Origin of the sequence: Roseibium aggregatum, from assembly GCF_014692675.1 — a bacterium.
Lineage (GTDB): Bacteria > Pseudomonadota > Alphaproteobacteria > Rhizobiales > Stappiaceae > Roseibium > Roseibium aggregatum_C.
In genome coordinates this window covers 18,939-36,380 of the sequence record NZ_JABFCZ010000003.1, presented here as the reverse complement: position 1 = coordinate 36,380, position 17,442 = coordinate 18,939, and the positions used below count along the sequence as shown (strand labels likewise).

Genomic DNA, 17,442 nt, shown 5'->3' with positions numbered 1-17,442 from the left:
GGGACGCGCTTCCCGAAACAGGCGATATAGCCGTGACGGCAGCCAGCGCAGCCGGTCACGGCTATAATCCTGCCGATGATCCACGATCAGGCATCTTGCGATGTGCACATTCATTTGGGCATCTCCTTTTTGTGGTGTTTTGGCCCGATACGCACGAATATAGCGCACTGCGTGCACTTATCAAGGCGTACTGTGTGCATTCTTCTCGAATTTTCCCAAGAGTCCCCGGCGTCATCCAACCAGTGGCGCCGAAATACGAAAAAAGCCGCAGATCCTCGATGAACCTGCGGCTCTGATCGTCAATTCGAGACGTCCCGAAGGCGCTTCGTCAGAAGCGCAGGCGTTACGACGCCATCTTTGCCTTGAATTCGATCCGGCGGCGGTGCAGCACCGGCTCGGTATAGCCGTTCGGCTGGGCGCAGCCTTCGAACACCAGATCGCAGGCGGCCTGGAAGCCGACCGAGGCGTCGAAGTCGGCAGCCATCGGCCGGTACAGCGGATCGCCGGCATTCTGCTCGTCCACGAGTGCGGCCATGCGCTTCATGGTTTCCATGACCTGCTCCTTGGTGCAGACGCCGTGGCGCAGCCAGTTGGCGATGTGCTGGGACGAGATGCGCAAGGTGGCGCGGTCTTCCATCAGGCCGATGTTGTTGATGTCCGGCACCTTGGAACAGCCGACCCCCTGCTCGACCCAGCGGACCACGTAGCCGAGAATCCCTTGCGCGTTGTTGTCGAGTTCGGCCTGGATGTCTTCCGGCGACCAGTTCGGGCGGGTCGCGACCGGGATCGACAGGATATCCTCCAGCTTTGCCGGCTCACGCGACTTCAGCTCGTTCTGGCGCTCGGCGACATTGACCTTGTGGTAATGCAGGGCATGCAGCGTGGCCGCCGTCGGCGACGGCACCCAGGCGGTGTTGGCGCCGGCCATGGGATGGCCGATCTTCTGCTCCAGCATGGCGTGCATCAGATCCGGCATGGCCCACATGCCCTTGCCGATCTGGGCATGGCCCGGCAGACCGCAGGCCAGGCCGACGTCCACGTTGTTGTTCTCGTAAGCGCCGATCCAGGTGGCGGTCTTCATGTCGCCCTTGCGGATCATCGGCCCGGCCTCCATGGAGGTGTGCATCTCGTCGCCGGTGCGGTCGAGGAAGCCGGTGTTAATGAAGAACACGCGGTCTTTGGCTGCACGGATGCATTCCTTGAGGTTGACCGTGGTGCGGCGTTCCTCGTCCATGATGCCCATCTTGAGCGTGTTGCGCGCCATGCCGAGCGCATCCTCGACCCGGTCGAAGAGTTCGCACGCAAAGGCGACTTCTTCCGGCCCGTGCATCTTCGGCTTGACGATATAGACCGAGCCCGCGCGGCTGTTGGTCCGCCTGCCGTTCGGGCCGATGTCATGCAGCGCGATCAGCGAGGTGACCATGCCGTCGAGAATACCTTCCGGAACTTCGTTGCCGTCCTTGTCCAGAACCGCATCGATGGTCATCAGGTGACCGACGTTGCGCACCAGCAGCAGCGAGCGGCCGTGCAAGGTCAGCGTCGAGCCATCCGGAGCGGTATAGGTGCGATCGCCGTTCATCCGGCGCGTCATCATCTTGCCGCCCTTTTCGAAGGTCTCTTCCAGATCGCCCTTCATCAGGCCGAGCCAGTTGCCGTAAACGACGACCTTGTCTTCCGCATCGACGGCGGCGACGGAGTCCTCGCAGTCCATGATCGTGGACATGGCGGATTCGACGATCACGTCGGCGATATGCGCCTTGTCGGTCTTGCCGATCGGGTGACCGGCATCAACGACAATTTCCAGATGCAGTCCATTCTGGGTCAGCAGTACCTTCGAAGGGGCGGACGCATCGCCGTCATAGCCGGCAAAACGGGACGGATCGGCAAGGGCGACCGAGCCGTCGGCCGTGGCAAGGCTGAGGGCGCCGCCGGCAACCGAAAGACCGGTGACGTCGGCCCAGGAGCCCTGGCTGAGCGGTGCAGCTTCGTCCAGAACCTTGCGGGCATAGGCAATCACCTCGGCGCCGCGCGCCGGATCGTAACCGCCGCCTGAGGGAAGCGAACCCATGGCATCGGTGCCGTAAAGGGCGTCATAGAGCGAACCCCAGCGCGCATTGGCAGCGTTCAGCGCATAGCGGGCATTCATGACCGGAACGACCAGCTGCGGGCCGGCGACGGTCGAGATCTCGGGATCCACATTGGCGGTCGTGGCCGCGAAATCGCCGCCTTCGGACACGAGATAGCCGATCTCCGTCAGGAACGCCTTGTAGGCGGCCATGTCCGGCACGCCGGAATTGGCCCGGTGCCAGGCATCGATCTTTTCCTGAAGCGCATCGCGTTTTGCCAGAAGCGCACGGTTCTTGGGCGCAAGGTCATGCACGATGGCGGAAAGCTGTTCCCAGAAACGGTCCTGATCGACGCCGGTTCCCGGAAGGGCCTTGCTGTTGACGAAGTCATAGAGTTCGCTGGCGACCTGAAGGCCGTGAACTTCGATACGCGCTGTCATCTTCGGCGTCTCCCGTTCTTTTATATAAAATTGCGACTTTGGTGGCGAATTGACGCCTTTTTTGTCTGGAACCGGCCTCCGGGTCAATCAGCCGCAGTTCGGAATTACTTTTTCCAAAATGGAAATAATCAAATTTATTTTCTCCGATAGACTGCATTCAAGCCAACCAAGTCATCCCGGGCAGCCCTTGCGCACGGGCGATTTTCTCTTCACAACGCTAGCCGAACCACATGCAGACGCCTGTTGTCCCCGGGCCGGGGACATGTTCAGCCGGCGTCGGCAAAGCAGCAAACCATCAAGCATTTACGCCCACAAGGAATACCTATGAGCCGAGCGGCAACGCTTTTCACAGATCGGGTTTTCGGCAACGCGGTCATCATGCTGGTCCTGACCACCCTGTTCTGGGGCGGCAATACGATCGCAGGCCAGCTGGCAGTCGGCCGGGTGTCGCCGATGGTGGTCGTGTTCCTGCGCTGGGCCATCGTGAGCGTGATCCTGACCGTGACTATGCTGCCCCGGGTGCGCCAGGAATGGCCGATCATGCGCCCTCATTTCGGCAAGCTGTGCCTGATGGCGCTGTTCGGCTTCACCGGCTTCAACATGCTGTTCTACATGGCGGCGCATTACACCACGGCCGTCAACCTCGGGATTCTGCAGGGATCCATGCCGATCTTCGTCCTGATCGGGTCCGTTCTTCTGCTCGGCGCCCGGGTCAGGCTGCTGCAGGTCGTCGGCATCGTCGCGACGCTGGCGGGTGTCGCCCTCGTTGCGGCACAAGGCAGCCTGGAGACACTCCTGAACCTGTCGATCAACCCCGGCGACGGCCTGATGCTGATCGCCAGTTTCTTCTATGCGGGCTACACGATCACCTTGCGCAACCGGCCCCAGGTTTCGGGTCTGGTGTTCTTTGCGGTCCTATCCGTTATTGCCGCCTTCATCTCCATTCCGGGGCTGATCTACGAGATGGCAAACGGCACCGCGCTCTGGCCGACCCCGTCGGGTTGGCTGGTGACGCTGTATATTGCCCTGTTCCCGTCCTGCCTGGCGCAGATCTTCTTCATACGCGGCGTGGAACTGGTCGGTCCGGCGCGTGCCGGCGTCTTCCTCAACCTGGTGCCGATCTTCGCCGCCGCCCTCGGCATTCTCATCCTGGGCGAACCCTTCCGCTGGCATCACGGTCTGGCTCTGGTTCTCGTCCTCGGCGGTATCTGGCTGTCGGAACGCAAGCGAAAATCGTCCTAAGCAGCACCGAAGCCTGTTCGAAACCCGGCACCGTGCCTTGGATAAATTTAAAACCCAAGGCAAATTAGCCGCATGGAAACACCAATCGTCGTCGGCTGCTTTGCCGGTCTGCTCATAACGATCTCGCTGCTGCAGCCGCTCGCCCGCCGGTTGGGCCTCGCGCCAAGCGTGCTGCTTGCCATGGTCGGCACGCTGATCGGCATCGGTGCGATCTTTCTCTTGAACACCAAATACACCGACGCCTTCAACACGATTGCGATTGTCTTTGTCGACCCGCCGCTCGACGCGGAGAAGATCCTCTATATCTTCCTGCCGATCCTGCTGTTCCAGACGTCGCTGACGCTGGATGTCCGGCGCATATTCGAGGATATCGGCCCGATCCTGGTGATGGCCGTCGTCGCGGTTTTCGCCGCGACCTTTTTTATCGGCCTGGCGCTTTATCCGCTGGGCAACGTCTCGCTGGTCGCGTGCCTGCTGCTTGGCGCCATCGTCGCGACCACCGACCCCGTGGCCGTCGTCGCGATTTTCCGCGATATCGGCGCCCCGGCCCGGCTCGGGCGCATCGTGGAGGGCGAGAGCCTGCTGAATGATGCGGCTGCAATCGTCATCTTCATTCTCCTGCTCGGCATCCTGACCGGCAGTCACGAGCTGGATCTGGCCAAGGCGCTGATGGCGTTCTTGCGGTCCTTCATCGGCGGGGCCATCGTCGGCGCCCTGGTCGCCCGTCTGTTCGTCATGCTGCTGCCGATCATGCGCGACCTGCCGCTCGCACAGGTCACGCTCAGCCTCGCCCTTCCTTACGTGATCTATGTACTCAGCGACCAGTTCGCCGATGTCTCCGCCGTGGTCGCGGTCGTCTCCGCCGGCATTGTCTTCAATCTCTACGGCCCCTCCCGGATCACTCTGGAGGACTGGGACTTTCTTCATCACGTCTGGGACCAGATCGCCTTCTGGGCGTCGTCGCTCATCTTCGTGCTCGCCTCGATCCTGATCCCGCGTCTCGTGGAGGGGTTTCAGCCGATCGATATCCTGCTGCTCTTTGTCGTCGCGGCCGCGGCCCTTGTCTCCCGCGCGCTGGTCATCTTCGGCCTGCTGCCGCTCCTGAGCCTGTTTCGCATGGGGGAAAGCGTCAGCACGAAATTCAAGACGGTGATGCTGTGGGGCGGGATGCGCGGCGCCGTCACCCTGACGCTGGCGCTCAGTGTTTCCGAACACCAGGCGCTTTCTCCGGAAGTCGCGACCTTTGTCACCAAGCTCGCCACCGGTTTCGTGCTGTTCACCCTGCTTGTCTACGGTACCAGCCTGAAACCGCTGATCAGGCTCCTGGGACTGAACAGGCTCAGCGCGCGCGATGAAGCCCTGCGCGGTCAGTTCCTGGCGCTCGCGCTGGCCGATGTCCGCCAGGAAGTCGAACAGACAGCGCAGGACTACCAGATCGAACCGCGCATTGCCGATCCGGTCACGGAGACCTATGCCGAACGGGCCAGAGCAGCCGCCGACGCCAGTCAGGCTTTCGCGGATCTCAAGGATAAGGAGCGGGTCATCCTCGGGCTGATCGCCCTTGCCGACCGGGAACGCTACCTGGTGCTCAACCACTTCAACGAAAAGACCGTCTCCCGCAGGGCGATAGCTCTTCATCTGGCGACCGCCGGACAGATCGCCGACCTGACCCGCTCGGAGGGCCGCGCCGGCTACAACAAGGCGAGCCGTCAGGCGCTGCGGTTCCGGTTCAACTTCCGATTTGCCCAGTGGCTCCAGCGGCGGTTGAAGATCCATCGACCGCTTGCGATCCTCCTGGCAGACCGGTTCGAATACCTCCTCGTCTGCCGGATCATTTCCAACGAACTGGTCGCCTTCAACCATACCCGGATCCGCCCGCTGGTCGGCGACCGGGTCGGAACGATCCTGAACGACACGCTCTGTGCCCGCCGGGACGACATCCTGCGCGCCATCGACGCGCTTCGTCTGCAATATCCGGACTATTCGGACGCCCTGGAAACCAAGTTCCTGCGCATGACCGGGTTCCGCCTGGAGGACACCGCCTATGCGATGGCCCACAGCCAGGCGCTGATCGGTGCGGAGCTCTACAACGACCTGCACGGCGATCTGATGCGCCTCAGGCACGAAACACGAGACAGACCGGACCTCGATCTCGGGCTGCAGACGAAAGACCTGCTGGCCAAGCATTCGCTGTTTGCGGATCTTTCGGCGGAGCATCTGAGCGACATTGCGCGGATGATGCGGCCGACGTTCGCAACTCCCGGCGAAAAGCTCATGCGCAAGGGCGAGAAAGGGGATCTGGTCTATTTCATCGCCTCAGGCGCCGTCGAGGTCCGCACCGGAACGGACACGATCCGCCTGGGACGCGGCGATGTGGTGGGGGAAATGGCGCTGGTGACGGGGAAACCCAGATCGGCGGATGTCACCGCGCTCGGCTATTGCCAGCTCCTCGGCCTGTCGGCTTCGGCGTTCCGCACACTCCTGCAGAAGACACCGGACCTCAAGGCTCACATGGATCGCCTGTCCAGTGAACGGCAATCCATGAACGCGCCGGATGCGTCGCCGAAGCCGGACGCCGGCAATGCCTGATCGCGATCAGCCCGCAGACGAGCAGATCACCGACAGTGACTTCAACATGGCGGCGTCCGCTCCGAAGCAACATGCGTGGGCGAAGAAAAAGAAGCCCGTGAGCAGCATGCCGAGGCCAAGGGCCGTCATCAGCCACGGATCCTGCGCAATTTCGCGCATGGTCGATGCCTCGGATGCCTGAATTGCCTGTGCAGTCATTCCATTCCTCCCTCAAGTAACCGGACCGGGCGGACGCCCGTCAAGTGAACGGGCGTCCGGCAATCGTCAGGATGCGGCGGTTTCTTCCGCTTTTTCTTCCCTTTTGCCGCCGAACAGGCCGCCGAGCCAGCCCTTCTTTTCCGCCGGCGCGTCCGCGTCTTCGGAAACTGCTGCTTCTTCTTCCTGCGGCTGGGTTGGCGCGACCTGCTCGCCGAAGGTCTTGAAGAATTCGCCGGCCAGGCGCTTGGCGGTGCTGTCGATCAGGCGTGCGCCGAGCTGGGCGAGCTTGCCGCCGATCTGGGCGTCGACGTCATAATGCAGGATCGTGGCGTCCGGGCCGTCTTCCTCGAGACGCACGGTGGCGCCGCCCTTGGCGAAACCGGCGACACCGCCGGAGCCTTCGCCGACGATCCGGTAGCTTTCCGGCGGATTGAGGTCTTCGAGCGTCACCTTGCCGCCGAAGGTCGCCTTCACCGGACCCACCTTGAGCTTGACCTTGGCCTCCATCTCCGTGTCGGAATGCTTGGTGAGTTCCTCGCAACCGGGGATCGACGCTTTCAGGACTTCAGCATCGTTGAGCGCTTCCCAGACTTTCTGCCGGGGGGCTTCGATCCGCTGGGTTTCGGACATTTTCATGAGTGTTCATCTCCGTTTTCGCTGGATGGGGTGGTTCCGAGGCCCTCGCCGCGCTGGTCCTTCCGGCGCACGCGCAGGATCTCGGCAAGGATGGAAAGGGCGATTTCTTCCGGCGTGATGGCTCCGAGGTCAAGCCCGGCCGGCGCCTTGATGCGGTTCAGCTTTTCTTCCGCGACACCTTCGGCCAGCAGCTTCTGGCGCAGGCTTTCCGCCTTGCGGCGGCTGCCGACGAAGGCGATATGCCGGGCGTCCACGCCGATCGCGGCCTTCAGGGCGATCAGGTCGCCCTTGCCTTGCGTGGACACGACGAGATAGCGCTCGCCCGCGGCTTCGACCGGCAGGGCATAGCCTTCGATCCGCTCGTTGGCCTCCGCGAAGGCGGCCTGCTCGTCGGCCGGTGCGCAGACGGCAATGTCGAAGCCGACACGGGGACCGAGATCGGCAAGCGCGACGGCGACCGGACTGGAACCGAGAATGACCAGGGCCGGGCGCGGCAACACCGGTTCGATGAAGATGTCCATGGTGCCCTGGCTCGGGCACATGTTCTTTGCAAAGCGAATGCCTTCGCGTTCCTCGCCGGGGAAGACGCCGTGGTCCTTCAACAGGTCTTCCGGCTGGATCGAGATCAGCCGGGTCTGGCCGTCCTCCAGAGATTGCCGGGCCGCCTTCAGGGTCGCGCCGCGGGCGCAACCCCCGCCGATCCAGCCGCCGGCAATCTCGCCTTCCGGGCTGATCACCGCCTTGGCGCCGGCCTTGGCGGCGGTCACCGATATGGTACGGACCACGGTTGCCAGCGCGAACGGCTTTCCCTGCCGGCGCAGGCGGTTCATCAGGTCGTGAAGGTCTTCGCGGGCGGCTTCAGGCGGCCGATCGATCGGAGACGGGGTCATGAGCGTACCTCTCACAGGTTTGCCAGATAGGGTTCGAGCGCGGCCAGGCTCTCAAGGTTGTGAGCCGGCGCGAACAGATCGACGAAAGGCAGGGCCGCGGACATGCCGCCGGCGGTCGGCTCGTAGCCCTGCCAGCCGATCAGCGGATTGATCCAGACGATGCGATTGCAACGGCGGCGGAGCGTGGCCATTTCGTGGCCGAGACGCTCCGGATCGCCGGTGTCGTAGCCGTCGGACAGGATAATCACGCAGGTGCGCGAATGGATCACACGGGCGGCATGCCAGCGGTTGAAGTCAGCAAGCGCCTCGCCGATTTTCGTGCCGCCGCCGACGCCCTGGGCCATCAGCCCCATGCGGTCGAGGGCGCGGGCCGCGTCCCTCTCCTTCAGGGCGGAGGAGACATGCACCAGCCGGGTGTGGAACAGGAAGGCTTCCGCCTCGCGGAAATTGTACAACAAGCCATGCACGAACCGGGTAAAGACGCCGGTGTAATTGTTCATGGAACCGGAGGCATCGAGCAGGATCACAAGACGGAGCTGGCGCTCGCGCGGACCTTTGCGGATCAGCTCGATCGGCGTTCCGCCATGGGCAATGGAATGACGGATCGTCCGGCGCAGGTCGAGCCTCGGCCCCTTGCGCCGGTGGCGGTCGCGCCGGGTCAGGCGTACGCGCATGGCATGGGCCAGCCGCTCGGCAAGTTCGTTGGCTCTTTCGACCGCATCCGGATCGTGGATCTTGCGGAAATCGATCTTTTCCAGGTTTTCCGCAATGCTTGCGCCTTCGCGGCGGCCGGCGGCTTCGTCGTCGGTGTCCTCGTCTTCCTCGCCCGGCGTGCGTTCCACATCGCCAGCAAGGCCGTCCTGACGGTTGCCCTGGGCCTCGACCATTTCGCGGATGGTCTTGCCGCCCTTCTTCGTGCTGGTGCCTGAGGTCTTGACGATGCCCTTCATGCCCTTGGCGAACCAGTAGGCGTCGAAGATCTCGTCGAAGGCCTGCCAGTCGGAGAGGCGTCCGCAGAACAGGGCGCGGAAGGCGTCTCTGAGTTCATGCGGGCGGCGGGCCAGCGGCGACAGCAGCAGCCTCACCGCGTCATTGGTTTCCGCCAGGCCTACCTTGAACCCGTTGTCGCGCAGGGTGTGCATGAAACCGGCCAGGCGCAGGCGCAGGGCTGCGCCGACGTCGTCGGCGGTCTCGATTTCATGTGGTTTCAGGGCGGGGGGTTTCAGGGCGGACGCGGCCATGGCTCAGGCGACTTTCCCCAAAAGCCGGTCGGTGACTTCCCTGGTCACCCGCGCCTGGTCCTCGCGGGTCTTCAAGACGCAGCCGAGCGTTTCGAAGACCAGGTCCTGGTCTTCCTGCAGGTTCTTCGTCCCCAGTCCGACAAGGGCGGCGGCCCAGTCGATGGTTTCGGCAACGCCCGGAACCTTGGCGAGATCCTCCTTGCGCAGCTTTGCCATCAGTTCGGCGATCTGAAGCGCCAGGGCCGTATCGAGCCCTTCCACCCGGCTCATCAGGATCCGGGCTTCCCGGTCCGGCGCCGGGTAATCGACATAGTGATAGAGACAACGGCGGCGCAGAGCGTCGGAGAGTTCGCGCGTGCCGTTGGAGGTCAGCACCACCTTGGGGATCGATCTCGCTGCAATCGTTCCCATCTCTGGAATGGAGACCTGGAAATCGGACAGGATTTCCAAAAGAAAGGCCTCGAATTCCTCGTCCGCCCGGTCGATCTCGTCAATCAGCAAGACCGGCGCCTTGTCCTGGCGGATTGCCGCCAGCAGCGGCCGTTCCAGCAGATATTTTTCGGAAAAGACCGCGTCCTCGACCTCATCGGCGCTCTCGCCTGAGCCTTCGTGGGCCTTGATGGCGAGAAGCTGGCGCTGGTAGTTCCATTCGTAGATGGCGTCGGAGCGGTCCAGCCCCTCGTAGCACTGCAGCCGGATCAGGTTGGTGTCGTAAAGATCGGCCAGGGCCTTGGCGACTTCGGTCTTGCCGACGCCCGCCTCGCCTTCAAGGAGCAACGGCCGCTTCAGAAGTTCGGTGAGAACAAGAGCCGTCGCCAGACCTTCATCGGCGACGTACCCGGTCTCGCTGAGCGCTTTTGCCAACTCTTTCTTGTCCAGGGCCATGTCGACCTCTCGTTTCCTCACCATGTTTGCAGGGAACACTTGCCCACCCGGTCCCTTCGTGACCGGTTCAGCGTATTTTCCATGCCCCGCCGGGCCAATTCGAAGAGGAGCCGCTTGCCGACCTACCCGCCGAAACCGACGGTTTCGGCAAGCGGCTCCTGATTACCGGGCTGTGGGGGCCCGGATCACATCATCTTCAACCGTGGGCGCCCAGATCCTTGGCGGCCTGCCAGACGCGCCAGGCGTCGTGAGGCATCTGGATATGGGTGTTGCCCAGGAAGCCGAAGGCATCGTTCACGGCGTTGGAGAAGGCCGGCACGCTGCCGACATTCGGGCTTTCGCCGACACCCTTGGCACCGATCGGATGATGGGGGCTCGGGGTCACGGTGTAGTCGGTTTCCCAATGCGGGGTTTCGACCGCGGTGGGCAGGAAGAAGTCCATGAAGGACGCACCCATTACGTTGCCCATCTCGTCGTAACGGATCTCCTGGCCCATGGCGATGGCGAAGCCTTCCGTCAGACCGCCGTGCACCTGGCCCTCGATGATCATCGGGTTGATGCGGGTGCCGCAATCGTCCAGCGCGTAGAAGCGGCGGATCTTGGAGACACCCGTGTCGACGTCGATGTCCATGACGCAGAAGTAGGCGCCGAAGGGATAGGTCATGTTGGGCGGGTCGTAATAGGACACGGCCTCAAGGCCCGGCTCCATGCCCGGAGGCGGAGCGTTATAGGCGGCCCAGGCGATTTCCTTCATCGACTTGCGCAGCTCAGGATTGCCCTTCACCTGGAACCCGTCCACGTCCCACTCAAGGTCGTATTCGGAAACTTCCAGCATGTGAGCGGCGATCATCTGCGCCTTGTTGCGGATCTTGCGCGCCGCAAGGGCAATCGCGGCACCGGCGACCGGGGTCGACCGCGAGCCGTAGGTACCGAGACCGTAAGGTGCGGTATCCGTGTTGCCTTCCTCGACCATGATGTCGGCCGCCGGAATACCGATCTCGGTGGCGATGATCTGCGCCCAGGTGGTCTCATGGCCCTGGCCCTGGGACTTGGTGCCCATGCGCGAGATCACGGAGCCGGTCGGATGGACGCGGATTTCCGCACTGTCGAACATGGCGACCCCGAGGATGTCGCAGTTCTTGGACGGGCCGGCGCCGACGATTTCGGTGAAGAACGAAATGCCGATGCCCATGATTTCACGGGTCTCGCCACGCTTGAAGGCTTCCTGCTTGGCCTTCTGTTCCTCACGCAGCTGCCGGTAGCCGATGGTGTCCATCGCCTTCTGCATGGCCGTGTGATAGTCGCCGCTGTCGTATTCCCAGCCGAGGGCCGAGTGATACGGGAACTGCTCCGGCTTGACGAAGTTCTTCATGCGAAGATCCGCCGGATCCATACCGAGTTTCTGGGCGAGGATATCCATGGCCCGCTCGATGCAGTAGGCAGCTTCCGTCACGCGGAAGGAGCAGCGGTAGGCGACACCGCCCGGAGCCTTGTTGGTATAGACCCCGTCGACGGCCAGATGGGCGGTCGGGAAGTCGTAAGAACCCGTGACGATGTTGAAGAAGCCGGCCGGCCATTTGGACGGGTCGGCACAGGCGTCGAAGCCGCCGTGATCGGCCAGCACATGCACCTTCAGGCCGGTGACCGTGCCGTCGTTCTTGGCCGCGATTTCAGCGGTCATGTGATAGTCGCGGGCAAAGGACGTGGTGGAGAGGTTCTCCATGCGGTCCTCGACCCATTTCACCGGACGGCCGGTGACGATGGAGGCGACGATCGAGCAGATATAGCCCGGATAAGCGCCCACCTTGTTGCCGAAACCGCCGCCGATATCCGGCGCGATCACGTGGATCTTGTGCTCCGGAATGGTGGACAGCAGCGAGGCCACCGTGCGGATGACATGCGGTGCCTGGAAGGTGCCCCAGACCGTCAGTTCACCGGTCACCTTGTCCATGGACGCCACGCACTGGCAGGTTTCCAGCGGCGACGGATGGGTGCGGTGATAGGAGATCAGCTCCTTGATGGTGACGTCGGCGTCCTTGAACGCCCGGTCGGTTTCTTCCGCGTCGCCCACTTCCCAGGTGAAGATGTGGTTGTGGTGCTTGCGCGGCCCGTGAGCGCCCTCGGTCTTGCCTTCCAGGTCCGGGCGGAGCACGGGTGCATCCGGGTCCATGGACTTGAACGGATCGACCAGAACCGGCAGTTCCTCGTACTCCACCTCGACCAGCTGGATCGCGTCGTCGGCGATGTAGCGGTCTTCGGCGATGACGAAGGCCACTTCCTGGTTCTGGTAGAGCACCTTGCCGTCGGCCAGCACCATCTGGACGTCGCCGGCGAGCGTCGGCATCCAGGCGAGGTTCACGCCCTTGAGGTCTTCCGCGGTCAGGACGGCGATCACGCCGGGCAGTTCAAGCGCCTTGCTGGCGTCGATCTTGGTGACCTTGGCGTGGGCGTAGGGCGAGCGGACGAAGTCGCCGAACAGCATGCCCGGCAGCTTGAGGTCGTCGACGTAATTGCCCTTGCCCTGCGTGAAGCGGACGTCTTCGACGCGCTTGCGCTTGCAGCCCATGCCTTCCAGGGCGGCTTCGCGCTGTTCCCGTGTGGGGGTCATGTCATTCATTCTGCAGCCTCCTGAAAGTCACGTCCCTGCAGCTTCGCCGCGGCGTACTGGATCGCCTTGACGATGTTCTGATAGCCGGTGCAGCGGCACAGGTTGCCGGAGATGCCCATGCGGATTTCCTGTTCCGTCGGGTCCGGGTTCTCCTTCAAAAGCACATGGGCGCGCATGATCATGCCCGGGGTGCAGAAACCGCACTGCAGGCCGTGCATCTGGCGGAAGCCTTCCTGCAGGGCGGACAAGGTGCCGTCTTCATTGGCCATGCCTTCGATGGTGGTGATTTCCGCGCCGTTCGCCTGGGCGGCGAACATCGTGCAGGACTTCACCGACATGCCGTTCAGTTCGACCGTGCAGACGCCGCAGTGGGACGTCTCGCAGCCGATGTGCGGGCCGGTGAGGTTCAGCTCCTCGCGCAGAAAGTGGATCAGAAGCGTGCGCGGCTCGACGAAGCGCTGCACCTTCTTGCCGTTGACGGTCAGGGTGACCGGTACCTGTTCGATATCACTCATTCTCGGTCTCTCCCTCAACCGTTTGCGCGTTCGGCGGCGCGGGCAAGCGCGCGGCGCAGCATCACGCCGGCCATCTTGGTGCGGTATTCCGCCGGACCGCGGCCGTCGGACGCCGGCCGGGTGATGGCTTCGGCGGCGGCGACAGCACGGTTCACCGTGTCCGCATCCAGCGTGGAGCCGGTGAGGATGTCGCAGGCCTCGGCCGCATAAAGCGGCGTATCGCCGACGTTGGTCAGTGCCACCGAACAGGAGGACACGGACCCGCCGGACATGGTCAGCACGACGGCGGCCGCGGCGGTGGCATAGTCGCCGACCTTGCGCTTCAGCTTCTCATAGGCAAAACCGTGTCCTGCCGGCGGAACCGGGATGACAACGGCCGTGACCAGTTCTTCCGGGGCAAGGGCGGTAAAATAGGCCGCCTCGTAGAAATCGCGGGCGGCGATTTCCCGCTCGCCGTTCGGGCCGACGACCTTATAAGACGCGTTCAGGCACTGCATCAGCGCCGGCATGTCGTTGCCCGGGTCGCCGTTGGCGACGTTGCCGCCGATGGTGCCCAGGTAACGGATCTGCGGATCGGCGATCAGCAGCGACGTTTCGCGGATGATCGGCAATTTGCTCGCCAGCAGATCGGATGCGATCAGCTCGTGCTGCGTCGTCATCGCGCCGATCACGATCGCCCCGCCCTCTTCGCGGATACCTTTCAGATCGGCGACGCCGCTCAGGTCGATCAGGTGTTCTGGGGCTGCCATGCGCAGCTTCATCATGGGGATGATGCTGTGCCCGCCTGCAAGCGGACGGGCCTCATCGCCATGGCTGGCCAGGATCGCCACGGCCTCAGCCACGGTCGACGGCCTGTGATAGGTGAATTCACCGGGAATCACGTCATTTCCTCCCTCAAGTCGACGAACCGCTCAGCATTAAGCTGTCAGCAGTCCGACCTCGTCTCTGCGGTCATCACCCGAAACCGGATCCTTGCGGCAGAGCGTCTGCCGACCACCCGTTTCGACGCATCCTCCAATGCGGATAGGCACCGAAGCGCGACAACCTGTCTCATGGTGAGAAGCAGTGCAGTGCAATGACAACGACCGGTGCACGGAGCACCGGGAAATTACACGGAATGCGCGTTTTTCCGCACGAATTACGTCAGCTATACTGACGCATTTCATGTGTTTCCCGACGACAAATTCGTTTTACCGGCGCAGGAGAAATCGGGGATTCAAGCCTCTCGGGCCGAAGGTTTCCGTAGCGTCTCGGGAACTTTCTCAGCTCGCACCATCCGTATTTCGTGCAATTGGCCGGCAGAAACCCGCAAAGTCGGGAATGGGCAGCGCAGCAACACGTATTGCGCGAACCCGCACTAAGCTTTTTTCGGTTAAATGACCTGAGAATTGGGAGGCAACCGCTTCGAGCGGGACCGGACAGGCGCTTACTCGGCCGCAGCCGTCTGCACCGCCAGCAGCGGTTCTTCGGACGTCTGTTCGGCAAGCCGGGTCTTCACCCGGGTCCAGCGGGAGCGGCTGACCGGCACGCAATGGCGGCCCTCGCCTTCCATGGTGAGCACGCCACCGTCGCCGGAGCGTTTGTAGCTGGAAACCCGCGTCAGGTTGACGATATGGCTGCGGTGGACCCGGCTGAACGTCTTCGGATCGAGCTGCTGCTCGACCTCGCTGATGGCAAGCGGGCAGAAGTGATTGCGCGTGCCGTCGAACAGCTGGGTGTAATGGGCATCGGCATGGACTGCGACAATGTCGGACGTGTTGACCATGCCCTTGGCGCCGTCGCGTTCCACCGGCAAGGCCCGGCAGCCATGCGCCGAAGCCGATTTTTGCGACGGCGCGGCCTGAAGCCCGGCGGCCCGCCTGGGTGCCTCTCCGCTGCCGTCTGCCGGATGAATGAGACCCTCGATGGCGCCGGCCTCATGGAGCCTCGCATTCAGGCCGGAGAAGACGCCTATCCCCTGCCCGCTTTCGGCGGTCCATGACGGGCCATTGCCTCCCCTATCCCGCTGCCCGTTCCCGGAATTGGCGGCTGTGCGCTGAGTGTCGGGAACCAGCGTCAGCAGGAACAGGCCGGAGACCAGGAAGGCGACGCAGGCAACGATGATCGCCAGCGTTCCGGGCGTGACCGCCGGCGCGATAAAGGAGACGCCCTCGGTCCGCGGGAAGATCAGCATGCCGGCCATGGCGGTGTAGTGCATGGCGGAGATTGCCAATGCGAGCACAGCAGCCGAGACGACGATCGGCGGCCGTTTGCCGGAACCGAAGCTCAGCCACAGGGCAAGGCCGGCCGCATTGAAGGCAACCAGGAAGCTTGCCACCACATAGACCGGATCGTGCACCATCCGCGAGGACGCATGGAGCGCATACATGCCCAGATAATGCATGGTGCAAATGCCTGCCCCCATGACCAGCGCGGACAGGCCGAGGCGCACCGGCGTCAGCGGTCCGTTGCTGGCCGCGAAAACGGCGACCCCGACCACAAGCACGCAGACGAGAAAGGAGAGCAGCGTCGGCAGCACCAGAAAATCGACGACGACCGGCAACCGGGCGGCCAGCATGCCGACGAAATGCATGGACCAGATGGCAAGGGCAAGGGTGAGCGCGGCACTCGCCAAGAGGAACCGCCGCCGCGGATCGACCGCGTCGGTGACCTGAACCCCAAGGCTCAGCCCGACAAAACTTCCCTGAAATGCAACGATCAGGGACAGCACGACGAGCCACGGCTCGTGCGCAACGGTCATCTACGGCCTTCCTCCCTCCATCCGGCCCTCCCTCAACCCAACGAGAGCCGGTGATCCATCTGCCAGGACACATCCGGCGAACGCGATCTTGGATTGGAAGATAAGCGATCCGCCGGAAATATCCAAGCACGGGCACAAACCGGCCGTGTATTTCCCGAAAACGCAAGGTTGATGCGAGACCGAAGCCGGTCTCCCGGTCGGTCCGTGCGACCTCATCTGTATTGTTCAGGCCAGGGCATTATTCATGCTGCGGGCAAACTGATCGGCCATCATCGCCCCTTGCCTCGCCGAGGCCCGCTTTCTAGTCTCACCGAAAACATCGGACCGGCGATCCTGCCGGAGAGTTTGGGGAGATGTCATGTCAGTTGCAGACAAGGTGGTTCTGGTCACGGGCGCGAGTTCCGGGATCGGGCGGAGAACGGCGCAGACCTTTCTGGAGGCAGGCGCGAAGGTCATCCTGACCGGACGGCGCGAGGAGCGTCTGAAGGAAGCCTGTGCGGGTGCCACGGACGGACAGTCCCTGTGCGTTGCCTGCGACGTCTCGGATACCGCCCAGGTGGATGCGCTGTTTGCCGCCATCAAGTCCACCTACGGCCGGCTCGACGTCTGCTTCAACAACGCCGGCAACAACGTGCCGGCCAAGCCGATCGACGAACTCAGCGTGGACGAGTGGCTGACGGTTCTGAACGTCAACCTGCACGGCGCATTCCTGATCGCCCGCGGCGCCTTCGGCATGATGCGCCACCAGGACCCGCAGGGCGGGCGGATCATCAACAACGGCTCGATCTCCGCCCATGTGCCGCGGCCGGGCTCCGTGCCATACACCACGACCAAGCACGCCATCACCGGCCTGACCCGCACGCTTTCCCTCGACGGCCGGGCCTTCGACATCGCCTGCGGCCAGATCGACATCGGCAATGCGGCCTCGGAGATGACCGAGCATTTCCAGAAAGGCCTGCCCCAGGCCAACGGCACCGTCATGCCGGAACCGGTCATGGACGTTCAGCACGTCGCCGACGCGGTCGTCCAGATGTCCGACCTGCCGCTTTCCGCCAACGTCCAGTTCATGACCATCATGGCGACCAAGATGCCGTTCATCGGCCGGGGGTGAGGCGAGCAAAGCTCCGAGTCACTGCACAACCGTCATCCCCGCCTCCGAGCGGGGATCCAATCGTTCCCAGAGCAAATGCTGTTCAGGCAGGGCACAGCAGCCAACCAGTACCCCTTCCCACTTCTCCGATTTGCCGCTCAGGCTAATGGATCCCCGATCAAGTCGGGGATGACCGCTGCATGTTTGGCGGATTCCCTCACATATTGCTTAAGGTCACCGCTCCCGCATAAGCTGTTATGGGGGAGGATGGCACGTGGCTGCGGAACAGCGGGAATTTGACA

At 63.2% G+C, this 17,442-nt stretch carries 13 protein-coding genes; 3 read left to right on the top strand and 10 right to left on the bottom strand.

The window, feature by feature from the left end; translation table 11 throughout:
- Positions 1 to 343: 343 nt before the first annotated feature.
- Positions 344 to 2,506, bottom strand: a complete 2,163-nt coding sequence (locus HK439_RS02585; RefSeq protein ID WP_190289811.1) for a malate synthase G — start codon at positions 2,504 to 2,506, stop codon at positions 344 to 346.
- Between the two features lie 324 nt (positions 2,507 to 2,830).
- Between HK439_RS02585 and HK439_RS02580 the strand changes: the two genes are divergently transcribed.
- Positions 2,831 to 3,748 (top strand): DMT family transporter, encoded by a 918-nt coding sequence (locus HK439_RS02580; RefSeq protein ID WP_190289810.1) that lies wholly within the window; start codon positions 2,831 to 2,833, stop codon positions 3,746 to 3,748.
- A gap of 72 nt (positions 3,749 to 3,820) precedes the next feature.
- Complete coding sequence (locus HK439_RS02575) at positions 3,821 to 6,337, top strand: cation:proton antiporter (RefSeq protein ID WP_190289809.1); 2,517 nt, start codon at positions 3,821 to 3,823, stop codon at positions 6,335 to 6,337.
- A 6-nt stretch (positions 6,338 to 6,343) separates the two neighbouring features.
- Here HK439_RS02575 and HK439_RS02570 read toward each other — a convergent pair whose 3' ends face one another.
- From HK439_RS02570 to HK439_RS02530, 9 genes are all read right to left on the bottom strand, one after another.
- Entirely contained in the window at positions 6,344 to 6,535 is a 192-nt protein-coding gene (locus HK439_RS02570) for a hypothetical protein (protein WP_190289808.1), read from the bottom strand.
- Between the two features lie 66 nt (positions 6,536 to 6,601).
- Entirely contained in the window at positions 6,602 to 7,171 is a 570-nt protein-coding gene (locus tag HK439_RS02565) for an SRPBCC family protein (protein WP_190289807.1), read from the bottom strand.
- Positions 7,168 to 8,061: an XdhC family protein gene (locus HK439_RS02560; RefSeq protein WP_190289806.1), complete on the bottom strand. Its 894-nt coding sequence runs from the start codon at positions 8,059 to 8,061 to the stop codon at positions 7,168 to 7,170. The genes HK439_RS02565 and HK439_RS02560 overlap by 4 nt, the downstream gene beginning before the upstream one ends.
- Before the next feature lie 11 nt (positions 8,062 to 8,072).
- A complete protein-coding gene (locus tag HK439_RS02555) occupies positions 8,073 to 9,302 on the bottom strand; it encodes a vWA domain-containing protein (protein ID WP_190289805.1) in 1,230 nt (409 codons plus the stop codon).
- A 3-nt stretch (positions 9,303 to 9,305) separates the two neighbouring features.
- A complete protein-coding gene (locus HK439_RS02550) occupies positions 9,306 to 10,187 on the bottom strand; it encodes an AAA family ATPase (RefSeq protein ID WP_190289804.1) in 882 nt (293 codons plus the stop codon).
- A gap of 196 nt (positions 10,188 to 10,383) precedes the next feature.
- Positions 10,384 to 12,804 carry an aerobic carbon-monoxide dehydrogenase large subunit gene (locus HK439_RS02545; protein ID WP_190289803.1) on the bottom strand — a complete coding sequence of 807 codons (2,421 nt, stop codon included), beginning with the start codon at positions 12,802 to 12,804 and terminating at the stop codon, positions 10,384 to 10,386.
- Positions 12,801 to 13,310 carry a (2Fe-2S)-binding protein gene (locus HK439_RS02540; RefSeq protein WP_209011520.1) on the bottom strand — a complete coding sequence of 170 codons (510 nt, stop codon included), beginning with the start codon at positions 13,308 to 13,310 and terminating at the stop codon, positions 12,801 to 12,803. Before HK439_RS02540 ends, HK439_RS02545 begins: the two co-directional genes overlap by 4 nt.
- A 14-nt stretch (positions 13,311 to 13,324) precedes the next feature.
- Positions 13,325 to 14,191, bottom strand: a complete 867-nt coding sequence (locus HK439_RS02535; RefSeq protein ID WP_190289802.1) for an FAD binding domain-containing protein — start codon at positions 14,189 to 14,191, stop codon at positions 13,325 to 13,327.
- Between the two features lie 545 nt (positions 14,192 to 14,736).
- Positions 14,737 to 16,050: an MHYT domain-containing protein gene (locus HK439_RS02530; RefSeq protein WP_190289801.1), complete on the bottom strand. Its 1,314-nt coding sequence runs from the start codon at positions 16,048 to 16,050 to the stop codon at positions 14,737 to 14,739.
- Between the two features lie 358 nt (positions 16,051 to 16,408).
- Between HK439_RS02530 and HK439_RS02525 the strand changes: the two genes are divergently transcribed.
- Positions 16,409 to 17,161, top strand: coding sequence for an SDR family oxidoreductase (locus HK439_RS02525; protein ID WP_190289800.1), 753 nt, complete (start codon positions 16,409 to 16,411; stop codon positions 17,159 to 17,161).
- Positions 17,162 to 17,442: the final 281 nt, after the last annotated feature.